Origin of the sequence: Amycolatopsis pretoriensis, assembly GCF_900107925.1 — a bacterium.
GTDB lineage: Bacteria > Actinomycetota > Actinomycetes > Mycobacteriales > Pseudonocardiaceae > Amycolatopsis > Amycolatopsis pretoriensis.
Genome location: NZ_FNUJ01000018.1, coordinates 63,348 through 89,988, shown reverse-complemented (window position 1 = coordinate 89,988; position 26,641 = coordinate 63,348). Strand labels below are relative to the sequence as shown.

Here is a 26,641-nt window from a genome sequence, read left to right as displayed (position 1 = left end):
GTGGGCCGTGGGAGGCGGTGGCGGCCCACGAAGGTGTGAGCCGCCACCGCCCCGAGCGCACGCTCCGACGGCGGCCCGTGACGCTCGTCGACGTCACCGGGTCTGAGCGAGGTTCGGGCCGTCGTCGGGGCGTGCGCTAGCTTCGGCCGGCCACATCCGCCGGGACGGCCGCCTTCGGATCGGCGTCCACCTCCTCGGACTCGTCGAGCACCGCGATGACCTCGTCGGCCGAGGTAACCAGGCGGGCTGTGCCGTCTTGAATCAGCTTGTGACACCCAGCCGACACGGCGGAGGACACCGGACCCGGGATAGCGAGGACGGGCCTGCCCAGCTCGGCAGCGAGGCGCGCGGCGTGGCGGGCGCCGCTGCGCTGTCCGGCCTCAACCACGACCGTGGCGGTCGTGAGCGCGGCAAGCAGTCGGTGGCGCTGGAGAAATCGGTGGCGCGCGGGTGGGACACCGGGCGGGTACTCGGACACGATCGCGCCGGCGGCGGCGATCCGCTGGAGCAGGCCCACGTGTCCGGCCGGGTAGGCACTGTCGATCCCGCACGGCAGGACAGCAATGGTGGCGGCCGGGCGGTCGGTCGCCAGCGCTCCGCGGTGGGCTGCTCCGTCGATGCCGTAGGCGGCGCCGCTGAACACCGTGACATTCCGCGAGGCCAGAGCGTAGGCGAATTCGGCGGCGTGGTGCTCGCCGTACTCGGTGGCGGCGCGCGCTCCCACGATGGCGACCGAGTGCGCGGACGCCAGCTCGTCCAGCCGCGGCTCGCCCCGGACCCACAGGCCCAGCGGCGGCCCGGCGAGGGTGCTGTCGTCGGCGGCCAGTACGCGCAGGCCGTCGAAGATCTCCGTCGGCCACTCGTCGTCTTCGGGGATGACGAAGCGGGCGCCGAGCTCTGCGGCGGTGCGCAGGCCGGCTTCGGCGCGGATCCAGTTGGCGGAGAGTCGGGTTTCGGTGAGGACGTCGGCGGATGCGGTGCGTTCGCTGACGTGGTGGGCGGCGTCGACGGGCCCGACCTCGGCCACGTAGCGGGCGAGGATCGGGTTAGTGGGTTCGGCGGCGTGCTGGAGGAACGCACGGGCACGCCGCGCGTCGGTCGAACTGGACATGAAGACTCCTTCACAGAGAGCCGCTGAGGGGGCGGCGGGTGGTCACGATTCGGGAAAGCTCCGCACGCGGATCTCGCGGCCCCGGCGTTCGACGACGGTGCCCACCGGCCACAACGTGGCGAGCAACAGCAGCTCTACCGCGGCATCGATGACACCGTTGCGCGTCTCGGCGTTGTCCTTCCAGCCGAGGGCGAGGAGTCCGGCGTGGAAGCGGCCGATGTATTCCGCGGCGGTCATGTCGGTTGCGACGACCTCGGCGGTGGTGGAGGTTTGCCGGCTGGTGATGCCGACGAAGCTGCGAGCGCAGCCCCAGATGGGCGAGTCCGGGTCGTCGTGGCATTCGCCGGGAAGATCGACCAGTTCCGTACCCGGAAGGTCGTTGGAGTCGTTGACCCTCTCGCCTTGGGTGCGGTGGGTGGAGACGAAGTATTTCAACACGGATTCCTCCTCGGTGGCCGCGGCCCGGGTGGGCGGTGGACGCGGCCTTGGCCGGCGGGCCCCGCGGGTCCGGGGCAAGCCGGCCGGATGGGGACGGTCGTGTCCCTCGTGGACGGTGGCTTGCCCTGGACCGTGGGTCTGCTGCACTGGGCTGAGGTCACGCCCAGACAGTGCTCACACGGGAGGAAACTCGTCGGGGCCGCATATCGTGCATGACCTAGTACTCAAAGTTATTACCGGAAAATTGGCCACAAGTGTGGCCAATTGCTGGTTTTTGGGGCACTCTGGTGTCAGAAGGTGATCCACTGTGGTCCACAGGGAGCGACCACACTGGACCCTTCTGGGGATCCGGGGCCGCTCTTAACCCCCGGCGGCATAAGGGTTCCCGGCTCGGGAGAGGGCACTGGGGAGGGCGCCTCTCCCGAGCCGAAAACTTCAGCAACCGACGACGCACCCGCCGACTTCGACGGGTGGCGGGGTTTCGGGCCCCAGGAGAGGGACCTGGACTGAGCGTCGGTTTTCCGCGCGTGCGTTGACGAGCCGCTGCCCTCACGCTGCAACACGCCCTTCTACTGGGCGGCCGCGACGCACCAGAGTCGACGGGAGTCCCTTTTCATGACAACGAATCTTCTGGGCGCGAAGCGAATCGCGGCGTCACTGCTGACGTTCGGTGCTCTCGCAAGCGCGACAATGGCCGCGGCGGCACCGGCCACCGCAGCCGAAGCTCCGCCCGCGGCCGACGTGGTGTCCACCCAACCGGACGTCGGTGCGCCGGGCGAGGGCGACGCCAACGCGGGCACGCCGGCGGTCGCGCCCGACGGATCCCTCGTTTGGTCCACGCCCGCGACGCCGCACGCGCGGCCGATGTCGGCCGCGACGGCGCAGGGCTGGATCGCGGTCACCGCGACCGTGGACGGTGCGCGCATCCGATCCCGGCCCGTGGACGGTCCGGTGCTGGGAACGATCGGCTACGGCGCCGGGTTCTGGGTGTCGTGCACGCGCGGCGCGTCCGACGGGCACGCGTGGGGCTGGTCCTACCGCGGCGGCACCTACGGCTGGGTTCGCGGTGACCTGTGGGAGGTCGAGCAGCACACCGGCCCCGGTGGAGGTGGAACACCACAGGTTACGCGGTGTCCCTGACGTCCAAGACGCCGCGACATCCCCTGGGAGTCGCGCGTGTGCGAGTCGGCCCGGTCGGTGTGTCCACCCGGCCGGGCCGACGTTCTGTTGGTTGCTGGTTACGCGCTCACTGGCATGACGGGACGAAAGCGCGCGATCGGCGGCATGGGCAGTTGTTCAGATGTTCCACCCGGCTATGCTTTGACCGTGCGCGGGGGTGACGAGCGGCCTGAGTTGGACCCGCGTTTCGGAGTCCGACTCCGCCATCTCTTTGCCCGGTCTACTCGGTGCGGGTCTTCGATGAGAGGACTGGCGTAGAAGTCCGTGTCACGGGGATCGTTCTTGACTGGTCGATCCTCGGTCCGCCGGGCAGTCAAGAACGCCACCGCTCGATAGTTCGACGCGATGCAGGCGGACACTACGAGTCGGGCACGAGGCGCAACTACTGAACGCCAGCAACTGGGTTGAGGGTGCGTATAAACCGGTCGTCTCGTCTGCGCATCCGTGGAAGACGGCCGTCGGCGACGTCGTATGCGCATGTCGAGCACACAGGCTGCCTACTGAGCCGGGTTCGGAGCCGGCGCTTCTGCGGACGTGGGACTGGTCGCTGCGGGGTCCTTGCCACGATGTTCGCAGGTGGGGATGCCGGACATCGCGCGGGCTACGAGGGCGTGGCGGGAGACGTGGAGGGCGTCGGCGAGCTGGATGGCGTGCGAGAGGGTGACGAGAATTTCGCCCGCCTCGAGTTGGCGGTAAACCCGGCGCGGGATCCCGGCCCGCCAGGCGAGTGTTGTCGTCGTCAGGTCCCGCGCCTCTCGTTCGACTCGCAGCCAGCCCGCCGGCCGACCGAGGCCCTGATCGGGCGTCAGATCGGTGACCTGTTCGGCCGGGGCTGGTCCGTGGCGGAGGCTGTAGTCGGCAACGGCCAGGGTGGCGAAGTCGGTGCGCGCCACGCCAAGTACATCGGCTAGGGCCGTGATCTCGGTGAGCGTGAATGCGATGTGGATGCCGCGTTCGAGCCGTGTGAGCTTGGATTGCGAGATGTCGGTCGCTGCGGCGAGTTGCGCGACGTCCAGCTCGCGCGCTGTCCGCAGGTGTGCGACGTGGGGCCCAAGCATCGAGGGGGCGGGCGTGTCGCTGGCCGGGCGTGAGGGCGGCGGTGGTGCGGTCGCGGTTGATCGACTTCCAGTGACAGCGTGATCCGCTGTCACTGTCGGGTGTCGACGTTGCGGTGACTGTGATCGATCGGGGGCGGCGGAGGGCGTCGGTGTGGCCGTTGTGACCAGATGGGGCGTCGGCGCGCTCGGTGATGGCCTGGGGCGGTCGTTCCCGGTCGCCGCGACGGGGTTCGGTGCGGTGCTGCGGGGCGCGGGGTGTTCGTGGAGGTCTGGGGTGCCTGGTTGCCGATTGTGCGGCCGCGATGTTTCGATCGTGCTGGCGGTTCTGCGTAACCAGGTAGTAGTCGCGCCGTACCGGGTGAGCGTGTCACGGTCGGTGAGGTACGTCGTGGCGTGAGCGTGGTGGATGGCGACGGCGATGGCCGCGGAGTTCTTGCTGAAGAGGATGAACGGGTCGATCAGGCCGGGCGGGCAGTCCTGGTGGGACAGCTGCAGGATGGTGATGTTCGGCCGCGCGGCCTGGGTGGCGAGTTGTTCGAGTTGGTCGCTGCGGAGGTGTTCGGGGCAGGCGTGTAGCGCGGTGTCGCCGATGAGGAAGGTGTAGCGGCGGCGGGGATCGGCGAGGTCGGCGCGGCGCTGGGGCATCGCGTCGGCGTGTGCGTCGGCGTGGTCGTGGTCGACCAGCGGGTGATTGAGCAGGGTGAGGTCCAGTGCGGGGATGCGGAGCAGGTCGGGGATCAGGGTCGGAGCCCAGATAGTGGTGTGGTCGGCGAGACGTTCGTAGTGCCAAGCGATGGCAGCGTGCTCGCGGTGGTCGGAGTCGACCAGATCGCGGAGGTCGGCGTGGCGGGCGTGCCCGATGATGCGCTGGGCGGTGGTGTAGTCGGCGCGCAGCGCGCCGGCGATGAACGCGGCGTCGGTGGGATGGGGGACGCGGGTGTGTTCCCAGTTCCACAGTTGCTGTGCCTGGATGCCGATGCTACGGGCGAAGGCGCGCATGCTGATACCGCGAGCCATGCGGAGCTGGTGCAGGGTGAGGCCGAATCCGAGGGCGGCGGGCTTGTGTTCGGCGCTGCTGCGTTTCGGCGTGTAGTCGGTGCGGCGACGGATCATGGTGTTCCCGGTTCGGGTGTGCAGGGGGATTGCACGGTCAGCATCCGGCGACACCACTTCTGCGCAACGCGATGTTCCCTCGCTGGCGCGCGCCTCGTACGTCGTATCGCACAGTCACAGGGCTTCCTTATGAGGTGAGTTCGGATATGTGCCGACGGGCAGCGGGATCTCTCCGCAGGCGGAGCTCGTCGCGGTCCGTCAATTTCAGCGTCGGAGTCAGTGCTCGTGCGGGACGACGTCGAAGAACGCCACGAGCAGGCCCGCGCCGGCGCCGAGGAAGTCGCGGACGCGGTGCCAGGTGCGCACGCACCGGATCCAGTACTCGCGTTCGGCGCTGAGCTCGGTGAGCGTGGCGCCGGACAGGTGGTTCTCGGTGCGGTAGTCGGGCCAGCTCAACCGGCCGTTCTGGGCGTCGCGGGCGAGCAGGAATATCGCCCAGTCCCAGTCGAGTGCGCCGGTCCCGGTGTTCCAGTCGTGGATCCAAGTCAGCGAGTAGGGAGTGCCGGTGCTGTCATGGCGTTGCATCCGCAGCGTCCACTGCTGGCGCAGGTGCAGGCCGTTCTGGACGGTGCCGAGATCCCACGAGGTGCAGGTGATCCGGTGGTGGCGGACGAAGTCGCCACCCATGCTGTGGTCGTGGTCGTGGTCGTGGTCGTGCGCGTGCTCGCAGGGGGCGGTTGCGGTGATGGCAGCGGCGGAGGTGGTCATGCTGACGCTCCCTGGACGGCACCGACGGGCGTGTGCGCCGGTTCCGTGGCGGCCAGCGTGAAGCGGTGCAGCACGGTGGAGTCGTAGCGGCATCGGTCCGGGACCTGAACGGTCTCGACCAGGTCGACGGCGGAGACGGTGAGCGTGGCGTGTCCGGGCCGGACGTGGTGGCGGAACTGGCGTTGCAGGTCGTCGCTGGAGCCGTGGCCGCCGGCGTAGCAGAGCGCCAGGTGCGCGGGACGGCTGTCGTAGACGATCGCGTCCGGGCCGCAGACGGCGGCGATGACGGGGCGGGCGCGGTCGAGCAGCCGGTTGAAACCGTCGTCGTGGTGGGTGTCGGCGACGACACCGCGGTGGTAGACCAGCGCCGACCCGATCAGCAGCTCGAACGCCGGCACCGTGACCAGTTCGGGCTCGAGCGCGGTGACGAGCCGCACCCGAGTCGATTTGTCGATGCGGTCGCGGCCGGGGAAGCCAATCGGCTGGACGGTCAGGTGCAGGCTCTCATCGGGCACCGGCTCGGTGGTCGCCGGGTGCGAGGCCATGACGGCGCGGCATTGGGCGACGAGGTCGGCGAAGCCGGGATTGGCACCGAGGTCGGGGATGATCATGAGCTGGACCTGCCGGTGACCGTGGGCCAGAGGCGGTCGGGCTGGAAAAACGGTTCCATCGCGTGGGTCCTCGCAGTCGTTGCTGTGGTTGGGGTTGTTGGGTCAGAGCTCGTGGGCGGCGTTGAGATCGGTGGTGGCGCCGGGGCCGGCGTGCGTGAGCTGGGTGATGAGGGTGTCGGTGAGGCGGCGGGTGATGCTGGTGTCGCCGAGGTGGTAGGCGGTGCGGGCGGTGGCCAGGTCGAGCGCGGCGAGGTAGCGGACGGCGGCGGTGGCGCCGATGCGGGTCCGCGCGTTGCTCAGTTCGGCCATCGCCGCGCCAGGGTGACCGGCTGCGATCAGGGCGTCGGCGAGCGGGACCGCGGTGCGGGCCGCGCCGAGCGGGTGGCGGGCGCGGGTCAGTTCTTCGTGTGAGTTCCGTAAGTGGCGGAGGGCGTCGTCGACGCGGCCGAGGGCGAGGTGGGCTTGCCCGATCCGGCGGTGCAGGACGGCGTGGCCGTGGGGGTCGCGGGCGACGCGCCGCTGGGCGCGTAACGCGGCGTGCAGGTCGTGGGCTGCCCGGTCGGGGTGGCCGGCGGCGAGCTGAACCCGTCCGCTCAGTGAGTAGGCGAGGGCGGCCAGGCGCGGGTCGTCGGTGTCCTCGACGGACAGCGTCGCGTCGGCGGCAGCGGCCCGGGCGCCGTCGTGATTGTCGAGGTCGGACAGGGCGGCGGCTTCGCGGGCGCGGAAGACCGCGGCAATGGCCGGGTGGCTGCGCTGGGCGGCGGTGTGCCCCGCGTGCTGGACGGCGGCGAGGTCGTCGTGGTGGTAGGTCGGGCGGGACAGGTGCCAGACAGCCTCGGCCAGCTCGACCACGACGTCGTCCCAACCCCACCCGGCCGCGGCGGTAGCCACGTGGCGCAGCACCTGGTGCTCCCAGCCGAACCAGGCACGTGCCTGGCGCTCGTCGGCGTGGAGATGGGGAGTGGCCTCGTGGGCCGCGGATGGGCTGAATCGGTGGGCGTCTGGGGCGATGAGCGACACGGCGGCGACCGCGGTAGCGGCGTAGAAGTCGATCAGGCGCGCGCGTTGGTGGCTGCGGACCGACGGACGCTCCCGCTCGCGCAGGCGGATGGCGTGAGGGCGAACGCGCTCGGCCAGACGGTAGCGGTCGCCGGGCCAGCGATCCACGAGCTGGGCGGTGTGCAGCATGGTCAGCGCGTCGGTGACGGCAGGCTCGGACAGGTCCAGGGCGGCGGCCAGCGGGGCCGCAGTGGTGTCGGGTCCGGGGTGATCGGCCAGCAGCGCGTAGACCTGTTGCGCGGTTTCCGACAGGTGTCCGTGGACGAGGCCGGTCACGTGGACGGTTCCGTCGGTGCGGGACGCTGCCGTAGCCGGGACACACCGGACTTGGTCCACCGTGCCAGCGGCGGGAGGACCTCGACCGCGGGCCACAGCAGCACCAGAGTTGCCGCGTAGAGCCAGGTCCGGATGGCGAGGCGTCGACTGCCCGACCGCGTGACGGTGCGGCGGGTGCGGGGCTCGCGTAGGACACTGCGCGCGGTGTGGACGCCGATGGCAGGGTAGGGCGCGCACAACAGCAGGGTGAACAGAAAATCCATGGAGGTGAGTCGTTTCGTGCGATGTGGACAGTGAACGGGACGGGTCACAGGGCCAGGGCCAGGGCCAGGGCGAGGAGGACAGCTGTGGTCAGCACGAGCCGGTCGGCGGCGGCGCCTCACCCCTTCCACCGGTCGCTGAATCTCGCTGGGGTAGCGGTGGTTCGCCGGGATAGGCGGTGAGGATGACGTAGCTGCAGATCGGGGCGACGGCGCAGCGGCCGCATCGGTGCTCGGGGCAGGGCCGCCAGAGCGTGTGTGCCGCGGATTCGGCGAGCGGGTCGTCGAGATCGCTGATGATCTGGTAGCGGTGGCCGGTGGCGTCGAGGAAGCTGCGCGCGACGATGACGGTGAGCCAGTCGGGATACCACCACGCGTGCGGCCACGAGTAGTCGACATCGTCCCCGGTCATCGCCTCGAACCGGTGGTCGTCGCGCGACTGGTGCCCCGCCCACAAGCGATGGTCGTGGGAGAGCTGACGGAAGTCGTAGGCGTCGACGGTGACCGGGAGCCGGGGCGCAGCGTGCGTGGTGTCGGTGGCAGGGCGGTTCACGGGGTCTCCCGGTGTTGCTGGGCGGTCGGTGGTGGTGGTGACTCGCGGCCGAGCTCCGCGGGAGGCGTCGTCGCCGGGTGGCGGGGCGTGGCGTGGCTGGATCTGGTGTTGTCGACCGGGTTGGAGGGGCGATCGGGGTCGACGGCGAAGATCGCCGTGAGTGCCAGCGCCCACAGCAGCGCGCAGCCGCCGAGCCCGGCGACCACGCCGAGGACGACCGTGACCGGGTCACGAGGCCGGCGGGGCGTCGTGGCGCGCCATTCCTGCTCGTCGGCCATCACGACCCGCCCTGGGCGTTGTCTCCGGGCGTGGCGGTGCCGTCGGGCAGACGGTCGTGCGGCCCAGCGTCCAGCCGCTCGGCTTCCCGGTAGAGCCGGGCGACGAGACGGCCGTACTCGAGGGCGTGGGAGCGGAGCTGGCCCGCCAGGCTCGGCGCATAACTGCCTGCAGGAAGGGCCTGTACCAGTTGTTCCACCCGCGCGTGGGCGATCCGCGACTGCCGCGCGATCAAGTCCAGCCCGGGGGCTGCCTCGGCGGGGCTGTGGTCGGTATCGTGGTAGCGGACGTAGAACCGCGCACCGACAGCCAGCGCCTGAAACGCCGCACGTTCGTAGGCGGCGATAGCCGTTTCGGGATCGGTGTCCGCTTCGACGATGCCCAGGACGGCAACACCGCAGGGACAGGCCATGGTGGGCGTCACCGCTGCACTCCCAGTTCGTTCGCACCGTGTCTGAATGCTTCGCCACGCAGGAGCCCCGCGGCAGCTGCGGGCGGCTGACGGCGCGCGAGCAGAGCGGTACGCAGAACTGAGGTCGCCTTGTCGCGGTCTGGGGATGGCGGCGGGTCGCAGCTGGCGGCCGGGTACACGACGTCGCGCGGCAGCAGCTGATCGATCGCAGGGCGGTTCTCGACCGCGATCGGGATGCCGGCCGCGACGAAGCGCGCAGCGAGCCGGGCAACGTCGGTGCCGGCCGGGTTGTCGTCGGCGCGCTGGGTGAGCTGCGTGATGGCCGCCAGGCTGCCGGGTGGGGCACTGTCGAGCAACGACAGGATGTCAGCGAGGCGGATGTCGGCGGGGCGGAGCAGCCCGGTCGCGAGGATGCCCAGCGGCGCGTCGCCGGCCAGGAGCGGCGCGACCGCGGGGGCCGTCGCGAGGTTGTGGTGGCGGTGGGCGGGCAGGTGCAGGACGTGGGCGCGGCCGGCGGCGGCGCCGTGGTCGACGAGGGCGTGCAGGTGCCGGGTGACCGGGTCGTGCTCAACCACGACGATCCGGGCGCCGGCGTCGTGCAGGTCGGCCAGTGTGGAGGAGCGGGCCCAGATCGGGAACCCGCCGGTGCCGAGGACCAGGAATCGGCGCAGGCCGTGGTCGAGCATGGTCTGCGCGGCCGTGCGGTCCCAGGCAGCGGCGACGATCGCCAGCCGAGGCAGCTGCGGGTTCCCCGCGACAAGGGTGTCGGCGAACATGCGGTCGATGGAGCTGTTGTGACTGTCGCCGAGCAGGTAGTCGACGACGGCGTCTCGGCGCTCGCGTTCGATGTCGACCTCCGCGCTGTCCTGGCTGCCTGACACCAGGCGGGGATTAGGCGACATCAGCGGTCACCGTGTTGTCGCATGCCGCAGTGCCCGCGCCGGGACTGTGGGGGCCAACGCGTGCCCCGCGGTCCAACGGCCGTCACCGCGGCGACGTTGAGTCCGTCCGGCACAGACACCGACCCCGATGTCGGTCGAGATTCTGCGCCGTCGGCGTGGTCGGCGTTGGTGTCGTCACCGAAAGGGCACGACGCTCGTGTCCACAGCGCCCGAGTCGAAGCTATGCCTTGCTGTGGTTCGGTTTCCTTGCTCATGCCTGCCCATGTGACGTGCTCGCGCGCTGCGAGCGATTCGGTGAAGAGATGTTGATGTGGGTGCTGTGTGGAGTGGGTGCTGGCCGGTGGTTCCTTGAGCACCGGCCAGCACCCCACATCACGAGCTGACCTTGTGGAGCTCAGATAGGTCTTCGCTCGCGATGTGTTTGCCCTGGCACCCGCACGGACCGGGCGCCCGCAGCGCACGTAAACGCCGAATCCATGTGGGAACTGCCAGGTTCCTTCGCTCCGCGTGTGATGTCGGGTCACCCGCGGAACCCTTGTCCCGACAGGCCGGAAACTAGGCCTGCCGGCAAACTGGGAAGGTGAGTTGCGGTCACCTGAGGGGAGTCGAGACCGCCGGGGAGTGCGTGGTGGCCGCCTGCCTGCTGTTGCCACCCCGCGTGGACGGGCGGACATGGACGTCAGGAAACCTCCGGTCGCCACGGGGGTTCCGGTAGGTCGTCGTCCGGTCCCGGTTTCTGGGCGAGGACCGCGGCGGTGAAGTTCCCGCAGACCGGCGGATCGGTGGGTGGCCCGTCGGGATACCAGGTGAACGCGGGGACGATCCCGGGCGGCAGCAGCGTCGTGCCGCGGAGCATCGCCTCAATCTCGCCCTCGGAAGCGAGACTCCCAATACCTGCGACGTTGTCTCGCAGCGCGGCTGCGAACTCGAGCGCCTGGGCGGCGAGGTCGGGGTGCTCGGGCAGGAACAGGTGAGTCATGGCCAGGAACGCGCCGACGGGAAGACCGGCCAGGTGGGCCTGCACGACGTCGGCGACGTCGGCGCGGCTGCCGCCGTGGAAGGACATCACCCCGCCCAGCAGCAGCCCGATCCGGTCGTAATCGGGCGAGACCAGGCCCGGATTTTCGCTGCCGGTGTTGTAGAGGGTGTCCCACATCGCGGTCGGGTCCCACGGGTCGGCGTCGACGACGTAGACGCCGCTATCGGCGTGGGCGAGGGTGCGCAGCTCGGCGCACACCAGCGGGTCGCGCTCGACGTAGATCACGCTTGCGCGGGTGGTGAATTGTTCGCGGTTGCGGGTGGCCGCCTCCCGGCGGCGGACGATGGAGTGCAGGTCGCGTGTGCCGACGATGTTGGGCAGGCCGGCGCCGGCGACCACGATGCTGGTGACGCCTTGGTGGGCGGCGAGGTAGGCGGCTGCGCGGTCGAGAAACTCCCGTTCGGACCGGAACACAAATCCCGCGTCCGGGATGGACACAGCGAGCTTGTCGGCGGCCTCGCGTTCGCGGGCGCGCGCGAACTTGACGCAGGGGGCGAACCGGTTGTCGCTGTTCTTCGCCTCGCGGAAGGCGTCGTAGAGGTAGGCGAGGTTGATCCGGTGCTGATCGACGCCGCAGGGCCACCACCACGGTGCACGCCCGGCTTCGGACCGCGCGGTCGGGGCGGGGGTCTGGTGCGTCGTTTCTGTTGATGTCATGGGTGTACCGGCGCTTCGGTGGTCAGCAGGATGGTCAAGTGCGCGATGCTCAGGCGGCAGCTGTCTGCCATCGCCGCGAGAGTGTCGGTAGTCAGGCCGCGAATCGGTGATCCCCCGGCGTCGAGCAGGTTCTGTGCCCACTGGGCTACGGGACGGAGCGCGTCGTGCTGGGTGGCGGCCAGGGCGGTGAGGTTGACGGCGAGGTCGGAGTCCCAGCCGATGCAGCGCTCAGCGCGTGCCAGCAGCCCTGAGGGCCGCAGCTGGTAGAGCCTGGCGGCCGTGCTGAGCTGGCGCAGGGACATCGAGCGGGTGGCTTTCTCCCATGTGATCAGCGTTCCCGCCGTCGGCTGGCCTTGGGACCATTTGGCGAGGGCAGGGCGGGACCAGCCGCGGGTTTCTCGTTGCTGCTGCAGTTCTACGCCCACGGCGTGGGCTAGTTCGCCGGTGTCGGTCGTGGTCATCCGGATCGTCCAAGGCTTGTTGCAGGGGGTGGATGGTGTGGGGTGAGTCGGGGTCGCGGGTGGGCCAGTGCCGTATCCGCGCGGTGGGGGTGCGCGAGTCGAGGTAGTCGTGCAGCGGCCGCGGGCGGGCGGTGCTCCACCAGTAGGTCTGCGGGCGGGCGCCGTCGGTCACGGGCATGGCGGCTCCGGATGCTTGGTCGCGTCCTCGGCGGTGCCGGCGGTCCTGTTGCTGCACGAAGGGTTCTCGCAGGTGACGGCGGCGGAGGTGTCGCGGTACTGCGGGTTGCGTGACTGTGCTGCGGCGATCACGTCGCGGCGGGAGTCGGCGGATCCGCAGGCGGGTGCGCACACGCCGGTGGCGTCGAACGTGGGGCCGTGGAGGGCGTGGATGCGTGGGTGGTTGGTGGAGGGGGAGCGCAGGACGGTCGCGGTCGGCCGGCTGGATGAGCGCACAGATCGCCCGTCACGGTGTTCGGCCTGCTCGCGGCTCGCGTTGTTGTTCACCGGTGTTTACCGCCTGGATGCCCGGCGCCGTTCTCGGCGTCGGTGACGGTGGCGTGGGGCTGTCCGAGCGGGTTGATGTCGGCGATCGCTGTCGGGAACAGTCCGGCGGAGATGCGGTACAGCAGTGCGGCGGTCTGTGCGCAGTCTTCGGCGAGCGCTTCGACTTCCCGGGCGACGGAGTCTGCGCTCACCTGGTTGGCCGCGAGCTGCTCGGCGAGGCGCAGCGTGGTCCGCAGCTCCTGGACCGCTTCGGCCGCGACGGCGCGCGGGTCGCCGGTGGCCGGGTCGCGGCGGGCGTAGGCGTGCATGATGACCCGCGCTCCGACCCCGGTCAGGTCGTGGCCGAGCTTGCGGTAGGAGGTCCAGTCGTGCTGGTCACGCTCGGCGTAGGCCAGTCGCATCAGCGCGTCGGTGTAGGCGTCGGTGATCAGTGGGAGCAGCGTGATCGGCGGTTTTCCTGGCTTGTCGGGCACGGGTGGTCGCCGTTGGGCGTCAGTCATCGGTGTGTTCCAGCGGTCTGGTTGGCGGTTCGTCTGGGCCAGGCGGGGTCTCGGTGTGCTCGTCGGGCGCCAGCCGGCGAGACGCTGTGTGTATGGCGTCGACGAGGCGCTGGTACATCGAGGCTGCGTGGGTTGCGGGGATGAGGTTCGGGTGTCCCCAGCCTTGTAGCCATGCGGTCAACCACGCTTGGGCGTACTTGAGTGCGCGTGCCTCTTCCGAGCTTGCGCGGACCGTTCTCAGTGCACCGTCGATGGCTGCTGCGATGTCGTGGAGCTTCTGGCGAGCGTTCTCCTCGGACTCCGGGTTGTGCCAGTCGATGTGGGGCAGGTCGGCCAGCGCCTGCCGTGCGCGGACGATGGCGAGCTGCCGTCGCGCGCGTCGCCGCGCCCACGGGGACTTCACGGCGTCCACAGCCGCGGAGCCGAGCCGATCACAAGGTGGGGCGCGAGCGGGGTGCTGGGGGCGGGTAGGTCGACGAGCTGGTGCAGGATGTCGAGCGCATCCCCGTCGCGTTCCCAGACCTTGCCGCCGGCGTGGTCCACGCGGAGGGCGGCGGCATCGGTTTCGCTTTTGACGCGGAGCGCGTCGACGAAGCCGTCCGCCTCCCACGTGAACGAGGCGGTGAACCGCTCGATGAGGCCGTTGCTGTCAAATATGGGGAGGAAGTCCCAGCTGTGTTGAAGCAAGGTGGTGAACGGCTCGATAGCCGGCTTGTCCCAGAGGAACGCGAACGGACTCGCATGGGGCGTGGTCATCGGCGATCACGCCCGGTGGTGGCGTACTGCGCGTGACGAGGGCGTGATTTGGAAGCGCCACCTGCGCAGACTTTCGAACGCATCTCCTCCACCTCTCCGTAGCGAACTGTGACGCTAGGTGAGACTTCTGGGTGGAAGGTTCAAAGAAGGTTCAAAGCGACGGTCCGCACCTCGGGGTACCGTTGGCCATGGCAGTCGGATCGAAGGCAGGTGACCGTGAGCGTCGATGACGAGTACTTCGACGGCATCGGCCGTCGAGTCAGGACCGTCCGCAAGCTGGCCGGGATGACTCAACCTGCACTCGCTAGCAGGGCAAACGTCAGCCTGAGTCTCATCAAGAAGGTTGAAGCCGGCTTCGCGCCCGCGTCTCCCGCCTTCGTGGCGGCGGTTGCTCGTGCGCTGCAAGTCGACTCAACGAGGCTGATGAATCAGCCTTACGAGGACGACCGGCGGCCTGAACGGCGGGCGCACGCTGTTATTCCTGGATTGCGCAGGGAACTGGCGGCGTACCGTTTGCCGCCCGACGAGTCCATCCGGCCACGCTCTCTGGATGAACTGAAGAGCGCCGTGAACCATACCTCCAAGCTACGTCACCTGGCGACTCTTGACACCCTGGGCTCAGAGCTGCCTGGGCTACTGGCGGAGTTGCGCGCGGCGGCTGCGCAGGCAAGCGGCCACGATGTCGAGCAGCTTTACTGCCTGCTTGCCGAGGCGTACGCAGCTGCTGGCCAGGTGGCCTACAAGCTGGGGTATGCAGATCTGTCGTCCCTCACTACCGAACGGGTTGAGTGGGCGGCGTCGAGATCGGCAGACCCTCTGGCATCTGCGGCTGCCGACTTCTATGTAGCCGGTGAGTTGATTGCCAATGCTGAGTGGGCGGGCGCCCTCACTTATCTCGAAACGGCGCGACGTAACATCGAGGACGAGCTTCGAGGCGATGGCGAGGCAGCTCTCGCGATGTATGGCCAGCTGCATCTGAAATCTGGCCTTGCTGCGGCACGTGCTGGAGATGGCGCTATGGCCGACGATCACCTCTTGGAAGCTCGTCAGCTTGCTCGGCGAGTTAAAAAAGGTTCTGACCACTATCGATTGGCGTTCGACGCCGACTCGGTCAACATCTGGTCCGTTGGGCTCGCCGTGGAGCGGCAGGATGGAACGGAGGCGGTTAAGCGTGCTGATGGCCTCAGGTTTAGCAGTTCGACCCCTCGAGAACGGGTCGGTCATCACTGGATTGACCTGGCGCGTGGCTATCAATTGCACGGCGACCGTGACAGTGCTCTGAAAGCGCTGCGCAACGCGAAGAAAATCTCGCCGCAGCAAGCGCGCTACCATCCACAATTTCGCGAAACTCTAGTGACGCTCGCGGAAAGCGATCGGCGACGGTCGGATACCGTTTCCAGCCTTGCTCGATGGGTTGGTATACGCGCTTAAGCGTATGCGCGGTGTAAGACGCGAGATACCATTCTCGGCGATCACGGAGGTGTCCTCGACGACGGTTTTGATCTGCTCGATCGCGCAGACGTCGGCTTTCTTGATGAGCGGGTCGCCGACTTCGATGAAGTCGGCGTCGGCGACGGCGTGGCTCGCTACGTCCTACCTGCACGCTCACGAGGTCGAGCAGGCCGCTGCGACTCTGACGCACGGTCACGGCCTGCCCGCGGGAGTCGGCTCGGTACGCCCGGCAGTCCTTATCCCGGCCGTGGCCCCGTCAGCTGACGCGGTACCGTTCGACGCCAGCAGTAGACGAGCTGCTGACCAAGCTGGGGTCCTAAGCCTCGGCGCTCGTCGACTCCTCGACCCATTGCAGGTAGCCGGCGGAGCCGCGCACAAGCTCGACGGCGGTCACCTCGGGTTTGTCCCATGGGTGCTGCTCGACGATGTGCGCTTCGAGTTCGGCGTAGCGGGTGTCTGTAGTCTTGAACGTCACCTTCCACTCTTCGCCCTCGCCCTGCTCGCCGAGGTGCCAGAAGAACGACGCTACAGGGCCGGTGACCTGCGCGGTTGCGGCTAGACGCGCGGCCGCTGCCGATCCGGCGATCTTCGCGCCGGACGCGCGGTCGGGAGTAGTTGTGGTCACAAGTAGGTGAGCGGCCATACAACCAGCCTAGAGGTGGATCGGGTTGGCGGGCTCGCGCTGCGATCAGACAATGGCGACGAGTCGCCCTGACGAATTAGTGAGTTTTCGTGCTCGATTGCTCAATCCGTTCAAATATTTCTATGTCTGTCTCTTTCTGCCAATCCGGCAACTGGTCCCAGTCGGCGATATAGGCTGGTTTCGGACTGGGTATGTGCTTGTAGATTTGACCGGTCCAGCACAGGCTGACGAATCGGCCTTTCTGTTCGCGGGCCAGCTTCGTTGCCGCGCCGGCGGTTACTTCGATGAAGGCAGCCACCTGGTCGTAGACCGCCGCGGCGCTTTGGCGTTCCCAGTCGGGGGTCTCGTCCCAGGGTGTGATGTAGCTGGGTTTGGGTTCGCCGGGGTAGTGCTTGGTGACGCCCGCGATCCAGGCTTCACGGAAGATGCGGCCGTGCTCTTCGGACAACGAGAACTCCCTCTCAGGCGGAGACGGCCTTGAGCCGGCTGATTTCCTGCTCAAGGTGACGGACGTGGGTATCGGCACGAAACGGTGCCAACTGCGGGCGCAGCGCGGCGAGCTTGCGGCCGACGTACCCAGCTGATCCGGTCTGCCGGGCGACGTCGAGGGCTGCGTTGCCGTAGGTGACGAGTTGGTGGGTGTCGCGTCGCTGCACGCCGATCGTGGCCAGGTCGGTCAGGACGCTGCCTCGACGGCGAGGGGAAATTTCCTGGTAGAGGGCGCTGGTCAAGGTGGCTTCGGCCAGGTCGGGGCGGCCAAGCTCGACGTAGCAGGCGCCTCGCTCCTCGGCCAGGCGGGAGCCTTCGAAGCGCAGCCAGCCGCCGGTGTGCACCGGTCCGTCGAGATCGGTGACCTTTTCGGCCCTGGCGAGGGCGTGCTCGCAGGCGGTGAGGTCGCCGATGCCGGCCTGGGTTTGTGCCTGGACCGCGGCTACCCAGTGCCGTGTGGACAGCCGCGAGTTCCCGCGACGGGCCAGCGTGGCGGCCCCTTCGAGAAGAGGGGCAGCCTGCTCGAATTGGCGCTCGTAGACCCCGATGAAGGCGTGCCGGGTCATCGCGCACGCCCACAGGTCGTAGGCGCCGGCTTCCTTGCTGGCGCTGGCCGCGAGGGCGTAGCACTGCGCGGCATCGGTGTACTGATCGCCGTCGAAGAAAATCTCGCCACTGAGCTGGAACAGATCAGCGGTCGCCGCACACAGCTTCCGGTGTACAGCCGAGGTCTGCGGATGTTGAAGCGCTGCTCTGAGGACGCCGAGTTGCGTGCGCACGACGGGCAGGACAGCTTGCTTGGACTGGGAGCGGGAGAAGACCTGCCACAGTTGAGCGTTCAGCCGTTCATGTTCGGCAGCCGCCGCCAGATCGAGCCGTCCGGCCGCGGCGGCATGCTCCAGTCGATCAAGATCAACCTGCTCATCGAGCCCGGGAACCGCCAGGAGGGCTCCGGTCATGGAGATCAACCGGAGAAGCTCGCGGCGGTTCATGGCGTCCACCTGGCGGGCCGGCTCCACGGCAGCGGCCGACGCCTGTCCGGCGTCGTGACCGGGCTGGGGAGAACCCGGAACGGAGAACCACAGCAGAGCAGTGGGGATTCGGAGAACACGCGCCCACTGTATGAGCTTCGCGAGGTCTTGGGATGGCGCGCCGGTCTCGATGCGACTGAGCTGCGTCTGGTTCAGGCCGACCCAGCCGGCGACGACCGTCTGTGACAGCGGCTGCCCGTGCCACGGATTGCGTCGATAGGCGTGAACGACCCGACCCATGTGCCGAGCTGCCAGAGCGTCCCGCAGCTCGTCGGTGTCCCAGAAGCTCGGCGGAACCTCTGGTGCGCTGACCAGGGTATTTCGCGTCCTGTGACGGCATGGGTGGCACAGCGTGGCGGGGTTGTCCTGAGCCAGGCGCGCACCGCAACGGCAGTAGCGGGCGGAGCGGGGAACGCTCATCTGGCGAGACCTCGGCGCGAGTCGATCTGACTTTCGGTATGGCAGTGATCACTGTATGCGCTGCGCCGCCTAGTGGCTATGCGTCGCACGCATACACCGCACCTAGGTCTTGTCATGATCTTCGTCCGGCCGTTGGGCCAGGGTGAATGGCAGGCACCTCGGCGTTCGGTCGCACCGCTCCGCCAGGCGACGCCGGACGTCCCTGCCGCGGCGCGGTCCCGCCTCGCCCCGTGGTCGACGTTGTCCCGGCCGCCGGGGTGCCCCCCACAGCCCATGAGGAAACGGGGACGACATGACAGCTCGCGTGACCCACCTCAACCGGAGGCGGCCGCCGGGGTCGGTGCCCAGGTGCTGGCGCCGTGCGCGGTCGCTTGAGCGCGTGGCCGAAGCCGGGGCGCCCGAGCCCGCCCAGCTGTACTCGCCGATCACTCTGACCCTGCAACCGCGAAGGAGCGAGTGTCCGATGACCGTGACCCTCACCACGCCCCGGACATCGCTGTCCCACCTCGTCACCGTCCTGGGGCGGTTGACCCACCGGGTCGATTACCGCGCGGAGCTGATCGCCGAACTGCAGACCGCCCCGCTGGTACCTGCCGTGCTCCTGCCCGGCATCGAGCACCAGGACGCTGGCGAGATCGTGCGAACCGGCCTGCAGAGCGTGATCCACAGCGGCGCACCCTCCATCGTCACATCAACGAGCACCTGTTCCTCGACGTCGCCGCCCGAACCGGCGTGCGGGTAATGGCCTGCTGGGACGACCGCGCGCAGCGGGTCCGGATGCACGTCGCCGAAGTCGGGGAACCGGGCTTGTGGGACCGCGTCGTCGTCCACTTCACCCAACTTGAGATGCATGGCCCCTTGGCCCCGGTCATCGGAGCGGCGTCGTGACGGCCGTGACTACAGCCCATCTATGACGACGCGCCTGTGTTTCCCGGCTCAGCGCGCTCCTGGTCCGCCGCGCAACACGGGCCCCAGAAACAGTCAGACCCCTCTGAAAAGGTAGTCACGTGAACACACTCCAACACAACGACGCCAGTGCTGCCAAGCTCCGCGATGCCCTGGTTGACACGCTGTGCGCCAACAAGATGATCACCTCGCCGGAGGTGGCGCGGGCGTTCCGCACGGTGCCCCGGCACCTGTTCGTCGCCGACGGCACCCCGCTGGAGGTCACCTACAACGTCGACAACTCGGTCGCGGTCAAACGCGACCCGGACGGCGTGATCATCTCCTCCACCAGCGCCGCCTACATCCAAGCCCGGATGATCGAGCAGGCCGGCGTCACCGCGGGCATGAGCGTGCTGGAGATCGGGTCCGGTGGTTTCAACGCAGCCCTCCTGGCCGAGATCGTCGGCCCGGACGGCCGCGTGGTCAGCGTGGACATCGACCCGGATGTGACCGACCGAGCCCGCGAACTGCTGGAGCAGACCGGATACGGCAATCGCGTCGACGTGATACTCGCCGACGCCGAAAGCCCACTACCGGGGCTGCATGAACCTTTCGACGCGATCCTGGTGACGGTCGGGGCCTGGGACCTGGCGCCGGCGTGGCTTGCGCACCTGGCCGAGGGCGGCACGATCGTCGTTCCGTTACGGATGAACGGAGTCACCCGCGTCATCGGCTACCGCCACAAGGGCGATCACCTGGTGAGTATCTCGTCCGAGGTGGCGGGGTTCGTCCCGATGCAGGGCGAAGGCGCGCGCGACGAGCGGGTCTTCCTGCTGCCCGACGCAGGCGGCCACCACGTCAAGCTGCGCTTCGAGGGCGACCTCCCGGTCGGGCTGGACCTGCTGGACGGGGTGCTGGCGACCGAGCGCACCGAAGCCTGGTCCGGCGTCACCATCAAACACGGAGTGTCCTTCGCCGACCTGCACCTGTGGCTTGCCGTGTTCATGCCCGGCTTCTGCAAGCTAGCCGCGGACGAAGGCACCGACCTGTCCGCCGAACGCAAAGGCTGGTTTCCCTTCGGCGCGGTACATGGCGACTCGTTCGCCTATCTGGCCGTCCGCCCCCTGCCCGAAGGAGGTGGATCGGAGTTCGGCGCGCGCGCCTACGGAGTCCACGGCGCCGACGCCGCATCCGCGGTGGTCGACCAGATCCGGGCATGGGACGGCCAGGCGCGCGACCGCGAACCCTCATTCGCCTACTGGCCGGCCGGCTCCGACCGCCCCGAGTTCGGCAAGGACACCGCCGTGTTGGTCAAGACGCACGGCGTGGCCACGATCTCCTGGCCCCCGGCGGCATCCGCCGCTCGGTGACCGGGTGTCCGGCACAACCCAGAGAAGTGAAGGAGTGAACCGAATGTCAGCAGCACTGGCCGCCCCGCCCGTGGACGTCGTCGATGACGCGGAGTTCGAGCTGGACCTGCGCGTGGTGGAGTCCACTACCAAGCTGGTGATCACGATGTGCGACACGAGCGACGGATGCGGCAACACCTGCAGCACCAGCGCGTGCACCACGTTTTCCAACGACCCGTACTGATCCACCCTTGCCGTCGGCGCCCGAGTCTGGCTCGGGTGCCGACAGCAGAGTGTGCCCCTTAATCATGACCGGGTGAGGAGAGCGAATCGCCATGACCGTGTCCCCGCGCTATCAGCACGTCGGCCTCCTCTTGGCCCGGGTCACCACCGATCCCGGTGATCTCGACCCACCGACGTGGCTCCACCCGGGCGACCCGGCCGCTGTCGGGCTGGACGGCCATGCGTGGCTGGCGAAAGTATGGGCGCGTCCGGAGGTGCGCGAGGCGGTGGCGCTAGCAAGCCCGGCCCTCGGCGCCCGCGTCGACCATATCGTCAGCGACTGCGCCACCGAGACCACGGCGAAGGAGTTACGCCAGGCTGTGACGTCTGTCGCGTCCTACCTGTTGCGCTGGCAGCGCCGCTCGACGCCGTTCGGCCTGTTCGCCGGCGTCGGCGTCGTCGACATCGGACCTGCAGCAGCCACCGTCGGCACGCGGCATCGGGCCGTGGCACGGGTGGACAGCGAATGGCTCACCACGCTGATCGACCACCTCGAACGGCATCCCGGCCTGCGCCAGCGTTTGACGGTCGTGGGGGACGGCGCGCGAATCGTGCGCGACGGACGCGTGATCGTGCACCGCCGGGCCGACGTCGGCGCTGCCACACCCGGGCCGCTGCGGGAGTCCTCGGTGCGGCTCACCCGCCCGGTACGGTTCGCGCTGGCCGCGGCCGCTGCGCCGATTCGCTTCGACACCCTCGCCGATCTGATGACCTGCGAGTTCCCGTCCGCGTCTCCCAGCAAGATCGACGCTTTGCTGCACGGCCTGGTCGACGCCGGCGTACTGATCACGGGCCTGCGGCCGCCGATGACCAGCGTCGAGGCCGTGTCCCACCTGATCGGTGCCCTGCGCGCCGCCAAAGCGGACACTCTAGACGACGTCGCCGCAATCCTGCGCGACCTCGACGCGATCACTGTCGATCTCACCCTGCACAACCACGCCGAGGATCCTGACCAAGCGCGGGCCATCCGCACAGCGGTTGCGGCCCGGATGCGCGCCCTAGTACCCCACATCCGCGATGCACTGGCCGTCCACGTGCGCCTCGACGCGGCGATCACCCTGCCCGCGCGCGTGCTCGACGAGGCCGCACGGGCCGCGACCGTGCTGCTGCGGACCACGACGCAGCCGTTCGGGACGGCCGCATGGCTCGACTACCACGCTCGCTTCCTCGCCCGCTACGGTCCCGGCGCGCTCGTGCCGGTGCGGGACCTGATCGCCGAGTCCGGCCTGGGCTACCCGGCCGGCTACCTCGGCGCGCCCCGCGCCCGGCCCGCGTGGCGTGCACTGACCGACCGCGACGCCGCCCTCCTCGCGCTGATCCAGCAGACCACCCTGTCCGGAGCGCGGGAGATCGACCTGACCGATACCGACGTCGACGCCTTGACCGTCGGCGTGCACGCCGATGCTGTTCCGCCTCAGCGGGTCGAACTGGGCATCACCGTGCACGCAGCATCGACGGCGGCGATTGACCGCGGCGAGTTCCAGCTGCGGGTCACCGCTGCGCCCCGCGCGTACACCAGCATGGCAGGTCGATTCGCCGACCTGCTCGATGACGCCAACCAGGCCAGGCTGGCCGCGACCTACAGCGCACCGCAGCCGAACGTCCCGGCCGCGGACGTGGTGGCCGTACAGCTGTCGTTCCCGCCGCGCCGCCCGCACAACGAGAACGTGGTGCGAGTGCCGCCGCTGCTCGACAATGTCGTGTCGCTGTCGGAGCATCCCGATCCGACGCGCCCGGACCTCACCGTCATCGGGGTGGACGACCTGGCGGTCACCGCCGACGCAGAGCAGCTGTACTTGGTGCAGATCTCCACCGGCCGACGGGTGATACCCCGGGTCCCACACGCGCTGGACACCTCGGTGCAGAGCCCGCCGCTGGCCCGGTTCCTCGCCGAGGTCGCCGACGCGCGCAGCGCCGTGTTCCGCGGCTTCGATCTCGGCGCCGCCCGGGTTCTGCCCTACGTACCACGCATCCGCTACCGCCGCACAGTCCTGGCAGCCGCCCGCTGGCTCCTTTCCGACACCGACCTCGCCGTACGCCCCGAACCCGGAGGCGACGACCAAGCGTTGCGGACATGGCGGCAGCGATGGCAGGTACCGGTCCGGGTGGTGCTGGTCCACGGCGAGCTCCGCCTGCCTATAGACCTCGACCAGGACCTCGACCGCGCACTGCTGCGCGCCCGCCTGGAGCGAGCGGGCAGGATCGAACTGCACGAAGACGGCCCACCGGACGGACAAGGCTGGATCGGGCGACCGGCAGAGCTGCTGATCCCGATGACCGCGGTCACCCCGCCGAACCGGCCGTTACCTACTACCGCGGCTCCCGGTGCCGCACTTCAGCCCGGTGACTCCGCGCTGGTGCATGCGCAGATCGTCGGCAACCCGGCACGCTTCGACGAGATCCTCACCGCGCACCTGCCCCGGCTCGCCGCCGAACTCCGCGAAACCGGTGATCCGGATGGCCTGGTCGCGTCGTGGTGGGTGCGGCGGCACCGCGACATGATCCGGCCCGAGGCCGACCAACACCTCGCGGTGTCCCTGCGCCTGACCGACCCGCGGCGCTACGGAGCCGTCGCCGCCCGGCTGACTGCGTTCGCGGCCGACCTCGATTCCCGAGGGCTACCCGGCCAGCTCACCCTCGCCCCGGCGCCGCAGCACCCCGCCCGCTACGGAGCTGGCCCCGCGCTCGTGGCGGCCGAGCAGGTCTTCGCCGCCGACACCACAGCCGCCATCGCCCAGCTCACCACTGCGCAGATATCCGGGACTCCCGCCCAAGCGCTGGCAGCGGCGTCAATGGCGCATCTGGCCGCGCACTTCGCGCCCGATCCGCCCACCGGGTATCGGGCGCTGCTGGGATGCCTGCGCCAAGAGCACGGCCACTTGGACCGGGAGTTACGCGAGCACGCGCTCGCCGTGGCCGATCCCGCCGATCGCTATCGAGCCGTTGGCGCGCTGCCCGGCGGCGAGGCGGTCGCCGCCGCCTGGTGTGCCCGTGACACCGCGCTGCACGCCTACCGCGACGCTCTCATCCACCATGGGCAAGAGCCGGGCGCGGTGCTGCGCACGCTGTTGCACGAGCACCACATCCGCGCCGTCGGCGTCGACCCCACGTTCGAGAAGGAGACCGGGCGCCTCGCCCGCGCGGTCGCGCTGCGCCTGCTCGCCGCGGTCGGTGCCCGATGACGGCCGACGCGAGCCCCAGCCCGGACGGCGCGGTGTCGTTGGAGCCCGATCAGGTGACCGGCCAGTCCCTGGCCTGTGGCGCGGTCGCGGGCGCGCTGCTGCACGTCGAACGCGCGCGGACCGGCGCCGGCAGCTGGGCCACCGCGCAAGACCACATCCGTCGGGTGGCGGCAGGGCCGATTGACGCCGCCGACCACGCCGGTCTGTACTACGGGGCGCCCGCGGTCGCGTTCCTGCTGCATGCCGCCGCCGACCGCCACCCAAGCTTCCGCGCGGCCAGCCGAACGATGGACGAGCATGTGCTGCGCCTGACCCGGCGGCGCTTGGCCATCGCCGAGACCCGGATCGATTGCGGGGAGCCCACGGTGTTCGCCGAGTATGACCTGTTCTACGGGCTCACCGGCATCGGTGCCCTGTTGTTGCGGCACCATTCCGGCAGTGACGAGCTGGCCGGAATCCTGCGGTACATCGTCACTCTCGTCACCCGACCGCGCCGCGAGGACGGTGTCGAGTTGCCCGGCTGGTGGGTGCCGCATGATCCGGACGAGATCCTGCCTACCCCAGGCGGGCACGCGAACTTCGGCATGGCTCACGGCGCGGCCGGGCTGTTGGCCTTCCTCGCCCTGGCCACTGTGGACGGTCGTGCGGTCGACGGCCAGCGCGAGGCCATCGCCGCGCTCACGGCCTGGTTCGACTGGTGGCGCCAGGACGGAGCGGACGGGCCGTGGTGGCCTCAATGGATCACCCGCGAGGAGCTGACCGCGGGCCGCCCCGCCCACGCTGGCTCTGGCCGAGCGTCCTGGTGCTATGGGACGGTCGGCGTCGCCCGCGCTCTGCAGCTGGCCGCTTTGGCCACTGGAGACACCCGGCGTCAGGAAGCCGCCGAGAACGCCCTGGCCGCGACCCTGACCGATGCCCAGCTCGATCGGATCACCGATGCGGGCCTGTGCCACGGCATCGCCGGGGTGTTCCAGACCGCCTACCGTGCGGCCCGCGACGCCCGCCGACCGGCTCTGGCCGCCAGGCTGCCGGCTCTGGCCGGCCGGCTCAGCCGGCACGCACGCGGCGATGAGGACCGCCACCAAGCGCACCCGACCGGGCTGCTGACCGGCAGCGCCGGAGTGGACCTGGCGCTCGAGACCGCGCGCCACAGCACGCCACCGCCCACGGGATGGGACGCATGCCTGCTGATCACCTGACCGGCACGTCCCTGACGATCACTCCGTCGCCCACCGGTCTCAACGCCGCGGTGCTCGCGGTGCTCGCCGGTGCCGACCCCGCGGACGTTGCCGTTCGCCACGCCCTGGGGCGGGTAGACCTCGACGATGCTGTGCGGACTTACCATGCCGCCGGGGTCGCCGCGCTGGAACGACGTGCCGAAGACGCCTGGTACCAGGTGCGCGTCCAGTTCGCCGACTGGTCGGCCGCCGAGACCGTCGGAGCCACGATGCTCGGACCGGCCCTGGACGATCTCCGCGCCTGTGAAGCGATAGCGGGGTGGTGGTTCCTACGCAAACATCCCTGCTGGCGGCTACGTCTGCTGCGCGCGGACGCCGCAGCTGTCGACCGGGTGCTCGACCAGCTGGCCGGCACCGACGTTATCGCGCGCTGGTGGCCGACGGTGTACGAGCCAGAGACCGCGGCCTTCGGCGGTGCGACCGGAATCGACACCGTCCACGAGCTGTTTTGCGCAGACAGCGCGGGCGTGCTCGCTTACCTACGTCACGACGTTCCTGGCCTCGGCCGTCGGGAACTGTCGGTCCTGCTGCTGAGCGGACTGATGCGCGCGACTGGACTGGACGCCTTCGAATGCGGCGATGTGTTCGACCGGGTCGCTCGAGTGCGGCCCGCACCGACCGATGCCGACACCGAGCGCCTCGACAAGCTGGTCGAAAAGGTGCGCCTGCTCCTCTCAATTGCCGACCTGGCCGAGAGCGAGCTGTTCACGCCGGGCGGGCCGGTCGCGTACGCCGCGCCGTGGCTCGCCGCGATGCACGTCGGCGGTGAACGACTTGGTCACGATGCCGCGGCCGGGCGACTGGACCGGGGCCTGCGCGCCATCCTCACCCACGTAGTGATCTTCCACTGGAATCGCTTCGGCCTCTCCGCCACCAGCCAAGGCCTTCTCGCCCGTGCGGCGGCCACTGCGCTGTTGCCTCGGAGCTGACCGTGAATCCCGCGCAACACGCCGACGGTGACCGCGGTGATCCGCCGCCTTCCCTGGTCGGCCGATTGCAGCCCACTTGCCGGGCGTCCATCGCGGTGTAGCTGCCGATCCGAGCCTACTCGGCGGCCTGACGGACCGCTCTTGACTCGGATCGCCTCCGGGCTCAGATCTTGCACATACCCAGTGCTCAGACGGGTGACAGACCGTTTCGGCGTGCGTCGCTGCGGGTTTGATCACGCCATGCGAAAAATAATCATCGCGGGTCTGGCTCTGGTTTCGGCTGCTGTCGGCGCCGCAACTCCGGCGCAAGCCGCCACCACGGAGTCCTCCACCAGCACTGACTCCGGTCTTATTGTTGGTGTTACCAGCACAGTCATGGATTTCACGGCTGTCGCTGTCTGCTTGGCTGAAGTAGCCGTGGTGCCGGCGCTCAGTGACTGGACGGGGAACCACGTCCACAACTGCTCGAACGGCAACGTCCTTCCCTGATGGCAGTCGCGTCGTCACCGCGGGGTGTCGCAGCTCGCGGTTGACGCCGCTGCCTTGCTGTGGAAGGCAAGTCAAGCCGGCCGGGCCTCTGCTGCCACGGGAGGGCTACGTCATGCGCGCAGTTCGTGGCGAAGTTCAGTGGCGACGGCGCGGCAGCGGTGGCAGTTGGCAAGGTGGCCGTCGACCTGGATGGTCTCACGGGTATTGAGCGCTCCACGGGTCCACCCGCCGAGCCTCTCGACCGACAGCCGGCACGCGTCCGGGCATCGGGCGTCCTCGGCGACGTGCGCCTGGAGATACGCCTGCCGCAGACCTTCGCGGGCCCGGTATGCCAAGGCGGAGACCGCGTTGGGTGACAGGTGCATGCCTGCCGCGACCG

General features: G+C 69.4%; 30 protein-coding genes. 9 read left to right on the top strand and 21 right to left on the bottom strand.

Annotated features, from left to right (window positions below; all coding sequences use genetic code 11):
* Positions 1–136: 136 nt before the first annotated feature.
* Complete coding sequence (dprA, locus tag BLV96_RS47010; protein WP_086675457.1) at positions 137–1,111, bottom strand: DNA-processing protein DprA; 975 nt, start codon at positions 1,109–1,111, stop codon at positions 137–139.
* 42 nt (positions 1,112–1,153) lie between these two features.
* Entirely contained in the window at positions 1,154–1,549 is a 396-nt protein-coding gene (locus BLV96_RS47005; RefSeq protein WP_086675458.1) for a DUF7715 family protein, read from the bottom strand.
* A gap of 615 nt (positions 1,550–2,164) precedes the next feature.
* Here BLV96_RS47005 and BLV96_RS47000 point away from each other — a divergent pair.
* The gene (locus tag BLV96_RS47000) at positions 2,165–2,689 is read left to right on the top strand and encodes a hypothetical protein (protein ID WP_143051152.1); all 525 of its coding nucleotides are present in this window, start codon (positions 2,165–2,167) and stop codon (positions 2,687–2,689) included.
* A gap of 536 nt (positions 2,690–3,225) precedes the next feature.
* On the opposite strand, the gene BLV96_RS46995 is transcribed toward BLV96_RS47000, so the two are convergent.
* The 15 genes from BLV96_RS46995 to BLV96_RS46930 form a co-directional block, all read right to left on the bottom strand.
* Positions 3,226–4,899 carry a Scr1 family TA system antitoxin-like transcriptional regulator gene (locus tag BLV96_RS46995; protein ID WP_091390445.1) on the bottom strand — a complete coding sequence of 558 codons (1,674 nt, stop codon included), beginning with the start codon at positions 4,897–4,899 and terminating at the stop codon, positions 3,226–3,228.
* A 216-nt stretch (positions 4,900–5,115) separates the two neighbouring features.
* The gene (locus tag BLV96_RS46990; protein WP_086678709.1) at positions 5,116–5,607 is read right to left on the bottom strand and encodes a hypothetical protein; all 492 of its coding nucleotides are present in this window, start codon (positions 5,605–5,607) and stop codon (positions 5,116–5,118) included.
* Positions 5,604–6,218: a 2'-5' RNA ligase family protein gene (locus tag BLV96_RS46985; RefSeq protein ID WP_086678708.1), complete on the bottom strand. Its 615-nt coding sequence runs from the start codon at positions 6,216–6,218 to the stop codon at positions 5,604–5,606. The genes BLV96_RS46990 and BLV96_RS46985 overlap by 4 nt, the downstream gene beginning before the upstream one ends.
* Before the next feature lie 102 nt (positions 6,219–6,320).
* Positions 6,321–7,553 (bottom strand): hypothetical protein, encoded by a 1,233-nt coding sequence (locus BLV96_RS46980; RefSeq protein WP_086678707.1) that lies wholly within the window; start codon positions 7,551–7,553, stop codon positions 6,321–6,323.
* A complete protein-coding gene (locus BLV96_RS46975) occupies positions 7,550–7,816 on the bottom strand; it encodes a hypothetical protein (RefSeq protein ID WP_086678706.1) in 267 nt (88 codons plus the stop codon). The genes BLV96_RS46980 and BLV96_RS46975 overlap by 4 nt, the downstream gene beginning before the upstream one ends.
* Positions 7,817–7,904: 88 nt before the next feature.
* On the bottom strand, positions 7,905–8,366 hold the full coding sequence (locus BLV96_RS46970; RefSeq protein ID WP_086678705.1) for a hypothetical protein: 462 nt from the start codon (positions 8,364–8,366) through the stop codon (positions 7,905–7,907).
* Positions 8,363–8,644, bottom strand: a complete 282-nt coding sequence (locus BLV96_RS46965) for a hypothetical protein (RefSeq protein WP_086678704.1) — start codon at positions 8,642–8,644, stop codon at positions 8,363–8,365. Before BLV96_RS46965 ends, BLV96_RS46970 begins: the two co-directional genes overlap by 4 nt.
* Positions 8,644–9,066 (bottom strand): hypothetical protein, encoded by a 423-nt coding sequence (locus BLV96_RS46960; protein ID WP_086678703.1) that lies wholly within the window; start codon positions 9,064–9,066, stop codon positions 8,644–8,646. The genes BLV96_RS46965 and BLV96_RS46960 overlap by 1 nt, the downstream gene beginning before the upstream one ends.
* Positions 9,063–9,956, bottom strand: a complete 894-nt coding sequence (locus tag BLV96_RS46955) for an SAM-dependent methyltransferase (RefSeq protein ID WP_086678702.1) — start codon at positions 9,954–9,956, stop codon at positions 9,063–9,065. Before BLV96_RS46955 ends, BLV96_RS46960 begins: the two co-directional genes overlap by 4 nt.
* 679 nt (positions 9,957–10,635) lie before the next feature.
* Positions 10,636–11,652, bottom strand: a complete 1,017-nt coding sequence (locus BLV96_RS46950) for an SAM-dependent methyltransferase (protein ID WP_086678701.1) — start codon at positions 11,650–11,652, stop codon at positions 10,636–10,638.
* Complete coding sequence (locus tag BLV96_RS46945; RefSeq protein ID WP_086678700.1) at positions 11,649–12,113, bottom strand: hypothetical protein; 465 nt, start codon at positions 12,111–12,113, stop codon at positions 11,649–11,651. The genes BLV96_RS46950 and BLV96_RS46945 overlap by 4 nt, the downstream gene beginning before the upstream one ends.
* 168 nt (positions 12,114–12,281) lie before the next feature.
* A complete protein-coding gene (locus tag BLV96_RS46940; RefSeq protein ID WP_091390443.1) occupies positions 12,282–12,617 on the bottom strand; it encodes a hypothetical protein in 336 nt (111 codons plus the stop codon).
* Positions 12,614–13,117: a hypothetical protein gene (locus BLV96_RS46935; protein ID WP_143051151.1), complete on the bottom strand. Its 504-nt coding sequence runs from the start codon at positions 13,115–13,117 to the stop codon at positions 12,614–12,616. Before BLV96_RS46935 ends, BLV96_RS46940 begins: the two co-directional genes overlap by 4 nt.
* The gene (locus tag BLV96_RS49535) at positions 13,110–13,529 is read right to left on the bottom strand and encodes a hypothetical protein (RefSeq protein WP_143051150.1); all 420 of its coding nucleotides are present in this window, start codon (positions 13,527–13,529) and stop codon (positions 13,110–13,112) included. The genes BLV96_RS46935 and BLV96_RS49535 overlap by 8 nt, the downstream gene beginning before the upstream one ends.
* Positions 13,517–13,873 carry a hypothetical protein gene (locus BLV96_RS46930; protein ID WP_086672075.1) on the bottom strand — a complete coding sequence of 119 codons (357 nt, stop codon included), beginning with the start codon at positions 13,871–13,873 and terminating at the stop codon, positions 13,517–13,519. Before BLV96_RS46930 ends, BLV96_RS49535 begins: the two co-directional genes overlap by 13 nt.
* 216 nt (positions 13,874–14,089) lie before the next feature.
* On the opposite strand from BLV96_RS46930, the gene BLV96_RS46925 reads away from it, so the two are divergent.
* Positions 14,090–15,304, top strand: a complete 1,215-nt coding sequence (locus BLV96_RS46925) for a helix-turn-helix domain-containing protein (protein WP_244180986.1) — start codon at positions 14,090–14,092, stop codon at positions 15,302–15,304.
* 337 nt (positions 15,305–15,641) lie between these two features.
* Here the strand turns inward: BLV96_RS46925 and cutA are convergent, their stop codons facing one another.
* The 3 genes from cutA to BLV96_RS46910 all read right to left on the bottom strand — a co-directional run bounded on the left by cutA (position 15,642) and on the right by BLV96_RS46910 (position 17,908).
* A complete protein-coding gene (gene cutA, locus BLV96_RS46920) occupies positions 15,642–15,968 on the bottom strand; it encodes a divalent-cation tolerance protein CutA (protein WP_086672077.1) in 327 nt (108 codons plus the stop codon).
* Between the two features lie 76 nt (positions 15,969–16,044).
* Positions 16,045–16,416, bottom strand: coding sequence for a hypothetical protein (locus tag BLV96_RS46915; protein WP_086672080.1), 372 nt, complete (start codon positions 16,414–16,416; stop codon positions 16,045–16,047).
* A gap of 13 nt (positions 16,417–16,429) precedes the next feature.
* Positions 16,430–17,908 carry a helix-turn-helix domain-containing protein gene (locus BLV96_RS46910; protein WP_244180985.1) on the bottom strand — a complete coding sequence of 493 codons (1,479 nt, stop codon included), beginning with the start codon at positions 17,906–17,908 and terminating at the stop codon, positions 16,430–16,432.
* A 463-nt stretch (positions 17,909–18,371) separates the two neighbouring features.
* On the opposite strand from BLV96_RS46910, the gene BLV96_RS46905 reads away from it, so the two are divergent.
* The 7 genes from BLV96_RS46905 (at position 18,372) to BLV96_RS46875 (ending at position 26,262) form a co-directional block, all read left to right on the top strand.
* Complete coding sequence (locus BLV96_RS46905) at positions 18,372–18,650, top strand: hypothetical protein (RefSeq protein WP_086672082.1); 279 nt, start codon at positions 18,372–18,374, stop codon at positions 18,648–18,650.
* Positions 18,651–18,915: 265 nt separating this feature from the next.
* Positions 18,916–20,163, top strand: coding sequence for a methyltransferase, FxLD system (gene fxlM / locus BLV96_RS46900; protein ID WP_086672083.1), 1,248 nt, complete (start codon positions 18,916–18,918; stop codon positions 20,161–20,163).
* 43 nt (positions 20,164–20,206) lie between these two features.
* Positions 20,207–20,386 carry an FxLD family lanthipeptide gene (locus BLV96_RS46895; RefSeq protein WP_086672085.1) on the top strand — a complete coding sequence of 60 codons (180 nt, stop codon included), beginning with the start codon at positions 20,207–20,209 and terminating at the stop codon, positions 20,384–20,386.
* A gap of 91 nt (positions 20,387–20,477) precedes the next feature.
* Positions 20,478–23,606 carry a lantibiotic dehydratase gene (locus tag BLV96_RS46890; protein ID WP_086672087.1) on the top strand — a complete coding sequence of 1,043 codons (3,129 nt, stop codon included), beginning with the start codon at positions 20,478–20,480 and terminating at the stop codon, positions 23,604–23,606.
* Positions 23,603–24,805 carry a lanthionine synthetase C family protein gene (locus tag BLV96_RS46885; protein ID WP_086672090.1) on the top strand — a complete coding sequence of 401 codons (1,203 nt, stop codon included), beginning with the start codon at positions 23,603–23,605 and terminating at the stop codon, positions 24,803–24,805. The genes BLV96_RS46890 and BLV96_RS46885 overlap by 4 nt, the downstream gene beginning before the upstream one ends.
* Positions 24,787–25,773: a thiopeptide-type bacteriocin biosynthesis protein gene (locus BLV96_RS46880; protein ID WP_086672092.1), complete on the top strand. Its 987-nt coding sequence runs from the start codon at positions 24,787–24,789 to the stop codon at positions 25,771–25,773. Before BLV96_RS46885 ends, BLV96_RS46880 begins: the two co-directional genes overlap by 19 nt.
* Positions 25,774–25,968: 195 nt before the next feature.
* Positions 25,969–26,262: a hypothetical protein gene (locus BLV96_RS46875; RefSeq protein ID WP_208608537.1), complete on the top strand. Its 294-nt coding sequence runs from the start codon at positions 25,969–25,971 to the stop codon at positions 26,260–26,262.
* 110 nt (positions 26,263–26,372) lie between these two features.
* On the opposite strand, the gene BLV96_RS51625 is transcribed toward BLV96_RS46875, so the two are convergent.
* The gene (locus tag BLV96_RS51625; protein ID WP_208608536.1) at positions 26,373–26,627 is read right to left on the bottom strand and encodes a zf-HC2 domain-containing protein; all 255 of its coding nucleotides are present in this window, start codon (positions 26,625–26,627) and stop codon (positions 26,373–26,375) included.
* Positions 26,628–26,641: the final 14 nt, after the last annotated feature.

What these genes read in the sequence shown, in the direction of transcription:
- dprA (WP_086675457.1), bottom strand. Translation starts at nt 1,111, where the DNA reads ATGTCCAGTTCGACCGACGCGCGGCGTGCCCGTGCGTTCCTCCAGCAC.
- BLV96_RS47000 (WP_143051152.1), top strand. Translation starts at nt 2,165, where the DNA reads ATGACAACGAATCTTCTGGGCGCGAAGCGAATCGCGGCGTCACTGCTG.
- BLV96_RS46995 (WP_091390445.1), bottom strand. Translation starts at nt 4,899, where the DNA reads ATGATCCGTCGCCGCACCGACTACACGCCGAAACGCAGCAGCGCCGAA.
- BLV96_RS46990 (WP_086678709.1), bottom strand. Translation starts at nt 5,607, where the DNA reads ATGACCACCTCCGCCGCTGCCATCACCGCAACCGCCCCCTGCGAGCAC.
- BLV96_RS46985 (WP_086678708.1), bottom strand. Translation starts at nt 6,218, where the DNA reads ATGATCATCCCCGACCTCGGTGCCAATCCCGGCTTCGCCGACCTCGTC.
- BLV96_RS46975 (WP_086678706.1), bottom strand. Translation starts at nt 7,816, where the DNA reads ATGGATTTTCTGTTCACCCTGCTGTTGTGCGCGCCCTACCCTGCCATC.
- BLV96_RS46965 (WP_086678704.1), bottom strand. Translation starts at nt 8,644, where the DNA reads ATGGCCGACGAGCAGGAATGGCGCGCCACGACGCCCCGCCGGCCTCGT.
- BLV96_RS46955 (WP_086678702.1), bottom strand. Translation starts at nt 9,956, where the DNA reads ATGTCGCCTAATCCCCGCCTGGTGTCAGGCAGCCAGGACAGCGCGGAG.
- BLV96_RS46950 (WP_086678701.1), bottom strand. Translation starts at nt 11,652, where the DNA reads ATGACATCAACAGAAACGACGCACCAGACCCCCGCCCCGACCGCGCGG.
- BLV96_RS46945 (WP_086678700.1), bottom strand. Translation starts at nt 12,113, where the DNA reads ATGACCACGACCGACACCGGCGAACTAGCCCACGCCGTGGGCGTAGAA.
- BLV96_RS46935 (WP_143051151.1), bottom strand. Translation starts at nt 13,117, where the DNA reads ATGACTGACGCCCAACGGCGACCACCCGTGCCCGACAAGCCAGGAAAA.
- BLV96_RS46930 (WP_086672075.1), bottom strand. Translation starts at nt 13,873, where the DNA reads ATGACCACGCCCCATGCGAGTCCGTTCGCGTTCCTCTGGGACAAGCCG.
- cutA (WP_086672077.1), bottom strand. Translation starts at nt 15,968, where the DNA reads ATGGCCGCTCACCTACTTGTGACCACAACTACTCCCGACCGCGCGTCC.
- BLV96_RS46910 (WP_244180985.1), bottom strand. Translation starts at nt 17,908, where the DNA reads ATGAGCGTTCCCCGCTCCGCCCGCTACTGCCGTTGCGGTGCGCGCCTG.
- BLV96_RS46905 (WP_086672082.1), top strand. Translation starts at nt 18,372, where the DNA reads ATGACCGTGACCCTCACCACGCCCCGGACATCGCTGTCCCACCTCGTC.
- BLV96_RS46895 (WP_086672085.1), top strand. Translation starts at nt 20,207, where the DNA reads ATGTCAGCAGCACTGGCCGCCCCGCCCGTGGACGTCGTCGATGACGCG.
- BLV96_RS46890 (WP_086672087.1), top strand. Translation starts at nt 20,478, where the DNA reads ATGACCGTGTCCCCGCGCTATCAGCACGTCGGCCTCCTCTTGGCCCGG.
- BLV96_RS46885 (WP_086672090.1), top strand. Translation starts at nt 23,603, where the DNA reads ATGACGGCCGACGCGAGCCCCAGCCCGGACGGCGCGGTGTCGTTGGAG.
- BLV96_RS46880 (WP_086672092.1), top strand. Translation starts at nt 24,787, where the DNA reads ATGCCTGCTGATCACCTGACCGGCACGTCCCTGACGATCACTCCGTCG.
- BLV96_RS51625 (WP_208608536.1), bottom strand. Translation starts at nt 26,627, where the DNA reads ATGCACCTGTCACCCAACGCGGTCTCCGCCTTGGCATACCGGGCCCGC.